The 3,188-nt window shown below is 33.5% G+C and carries 3 protein-coding genes; 1 reads left to right on the plus strand and 2 read right to left on the minus strand.

The genetic code is table 11. The features are described 5' to 3' along the window. Window positions 1–149: 149 nt before the first annotated feature. Complete coding sequence (locus F6K13_RS25310) at window positions 150–674, plus strand: hypothetical protein (RefSeq protein ID WP_161564762.1); 525 nt, start codon at window positions 150–152, stop codon at window positions 672–674. Window positions 675–1,388: 714 nt separating this feature from the next. Here F6K13_RS25310 and F6K13_RS25315 read toward each other — a convergent pair. Both F6K13_RS25315 and F6K13_RS25320 read right to left on the minus strand, forming a co-directional pair. Further along, a complete protein-coding gene (locus F6K13_RS25315; protein ID WP_124142753.1) occupies window positions 1,389–2,540 on the minus strand; it encodes an extracellular solute-binding protein in 1,152 nt (383 codons plus the stop codon). After that, entirely contained in the window at window positions 2,537–3,103 is a 567-nt protein-coding gene (locus tag F6K13_RS25320; RefSeq protein ID WP_124142754.1) for a phycobiliprotein lyase, read from the minus strand. Before F6K13_RS25320 ends, F6K13_RS25315 begins: the two co-directional genes overlap by 4 nt. Window positions 3,104–3,188: the final 85 nt, after the last annotated feature.

Below are 3,188 nucleotides of genomic sequence, written 5' to 3' on the forward strand. Positions count from 1 at the left end.
TAATTTTTCCTTCTTATTTCTTCCTTCTTCCCTCTTCCTTCTGAATAATGACTAAATATTTACTTCTTCCCTCTTCCTTCTTCCCTCCTCTTTCTTATTTCTTCCTTCTTCCTTCTTCCCTCTTCCTTCTTACTTCTTACTTCTGAATAATGACTAAATTTTTCCTTCTACCTTCTTCCCTGTTCTTGATTATTTCTTCCTTCTTCCTTCTTCCTTCTTCCCTCTTCCTTCTGAGTGCTACTGCCACACCGAAAATTATTTTTCCCACCTGCCCTAGAAATGAAATTTCTAAGCTACCTCAACCTCCTTTATCTCAAACTCAACCAAGTATTCCTAGTCTGTGGTTAACCCAAGATTTCTTTGGTGAAGAACTTATTTATACTTGGTTTGTTGACTCAGATGATATTTGGGTAATGTTGGTAGTCAGAAAATTAATTTGGGATAAAAAAGGCTACCTAGAACGTTATAAATTTATTAACCATTTTGGTAATGTAGCTAGAGAATATGGCTATAACTTACAAGTATGCGAACCTCGTAATAAAAAACCAATTGCTGCCTATTTTTGTGACTTTGAAACTGCTCCATTAAATTGTAATGTAGAAATTGATTATAGATTTGGTAGAAGTTTATTTCGTTCACCTAAAGGCTTTACATTTCCTCCCACAGTAGAGTGAATATTTATCATGACTAGATTTCTTTATTCCCAATTTTTCAAACAATTTTTAGAAGAATTATAGCAATTTCCATACTGGCGAGGTACAAAATTTTAGGTTTGAGGGAACACCGGATCTGGGAACGGGGAACAGGGAATAAAAATACGAAAAGATCACTGTACCTCACGAGCTTGAGAAACGCTATACTATCAATTATTCATACAGTAAAAGTACGCTATGATCTACAGATAAATCCGATAAATAGATGTTGTGGTAATAACGAATATCTTTGTTTATTTTTGTCGTGAAAATTATCAGATGTAAACAAGCGATCGCTCCCTAAGTAATAATATTAAATTCGATAGTATTGGCATTATTTAGGATACATAGCACAAGGAAGAAGGAAGAAGGAAAAATCTTACGTTATCTGAGTTTTAAGCTTTTTATCTGTCTTAACCTTTCCTTCGACTGCTATAGCAATAAGGTGAAAATTTTAGGGGCAAACGGCCGTTTACCTCTACTGATACTAGAAATTATATTACTCGGTAATATTATGTCCGCTTAATTAGTCAGAAAAAACTTTTTCCTCTCTCTCATTTTTGGCATTTTTTCCCTTTATTCCTTTTTTCATCTTCTCCAAATTTCGTTTATTCAGTATTCAAACAGAAATGATATAGGTACAAAAAATCAAAAACATAAAATTATATTTAATATTACAAGAAGTCATTAAAATATTTAACCAGATTTCATCTCAACAGATAGACGAATTTCTTGCCATAATTGGCTATATTGTTGAATAGTACTATCTGCCAGTGGGTAGAGAAAATCACTTTTTTCTAGAATATCTTCTGGAGGTAATAGCAAAGAATTATCTTTAATTTCTGAAGTTAATTCAGTTGGATTTATCCCTGGTATAATTGGAGAGGTAGTCTGAGTTATCAGAGACATTTGTTCTGCTATCTGAGGTTCCCAACAAAAATCAATCCATTTTTCTGTTAAGGAAGTCTCCACAGTAGCAGCAGGTTTTACCCATAAATTAGACCATAAAGCTGTACCAGATGTAGGTATTACCGCAGCAATATCTTTCCGTGTTTTAACCAATGGTAAAATATCGTTAGACCAACCAACAGCTAACCAAGTATCTCCAGTAATTAGAGATTGTAAATAATTATTGGAAGCGTAATATTTAACTTGTTGATTTAGTTTAACCAGTTCCGATTTTAAATTTTCAACTTTACTAAGATTTTTAGCATTATAAGATTTACCCAATTTTTTCAGAGTTAAACCAATAACTTCTCTAGGTTGATTTAACAAAGAAAATCTATGGCGTAACTCCTCTCTCCATAGATCGTTCCAGTCTTTAGGTTGCCATCCCAAAGTTTTAAATTTATCAACTCGATAAGCAATTAATGTTGTACCCCACTGATAAGGTGCTGCCCAAATTTTTCCTTGGGGGTCTGCATAACCTTGATTATTACGCTTCACTAACTTTTGCCATTTTTCCGGCAATTTATTCCAATTTTGTAAAGCTTCAGAATTAAGAGGTTGAATTAATTCTTGTTTAATAGCATTTGCTAACCAATAATCTCCTAAAGTAACGAGATTAGCAATATTTATATTTGTTTGTTCTGTAGATGATTTTTGCTCTTCTAATAAAAGTTTTCTCTGCCAACTTTGCAACAGAGAAAATAATTCTGTTAAATTTTCTTGAGGATTAAAGTTTAATTTAGGCTGAGATGTTAATTCCCTCTTAAACTTTGACACCATTTGAGCAGGAATAGTGTTTTTTAACAGTTGAATATTTAAATCTCCCTGACCTTCACATCCTGCTAAAAATTCAGCTAAAGTTATTGCTGTAGCTCCGATTAAAAAATTCCGTCGCTTCACTTTTTCTGATTATTTAATATACGCTTTTCTAGATATTGACCAATCATTTTTTGTTCGCCCGCACGGGAAATAATAGTTTGCCGTGTCCGGTATTTATGGCCGATTTGTTTAATTTCTTCCTCAAATACAGACCCATTGTACTCTGTTCTGAGACATAATGTGTTAGGGTCAGATAGATGATATCCAGCTATGATGGGGTTACTTGTAGCAAAACCGCGATCGCGATACAAAATTAAGCCTCGAACTCCGAATATTGTTGAACCTTCAGATTGTTTCTTACCTGATACGGAATCTTGACTAAGCCAACTGACTAATGAACCACAAATCATAGCTGTTTCAGGATTATGTAGTTTATGGAGTTTGGCTAATTCTATAAGTTCTGGACTTCCTAGCTCGAGAAATTTAATTGTTAAATGACTGACTATTTCTTGGGTATTTCCTTCGGGTAAAGTATAGTAACGTCTTTCTGAATGCCATTGACCTTCGGAGCGTTGAAAATATTCAGTAATTCTTGAATCTGCAACTTCTAATACTTGTGTGGTATTCTTTACGCCTAATTCCATTTAATTTTATCCTCTGGGTTTTCTTTTGTATCAAACTAACTGTGATTTGTCAAGAGTTTTGTTTAATTTGTTACTCCTATTAATA

Source organism: Okeania sp. SIO2B9, assembly GCF_010672505.1.
Classification (GTDB): Bacteria; Cyanobacteriota; Cyanobacteriia; order Cyanobacteriales; family Microcoleaceae; genus Okeania; species Okeania hirsuta.

What these genes read in the sequence shown, in the direction of transcription:
- F6K13_RS25310 (WP_161564762.1), top strand. Translation starts at nt 150, where the DNA reads ATGACTAAATTTTTCCTTCTACCTTCTTCCCTGTTCTTGATTATTTCT.
- F6K13_RS25320 (WP_124142754.1), bottom strand. Translation starts at nt 3,103, where the DNA reads ATGGAATTAGGCGTAAAGAATACCACACAAGTATTAGAAGTTGCAGAT.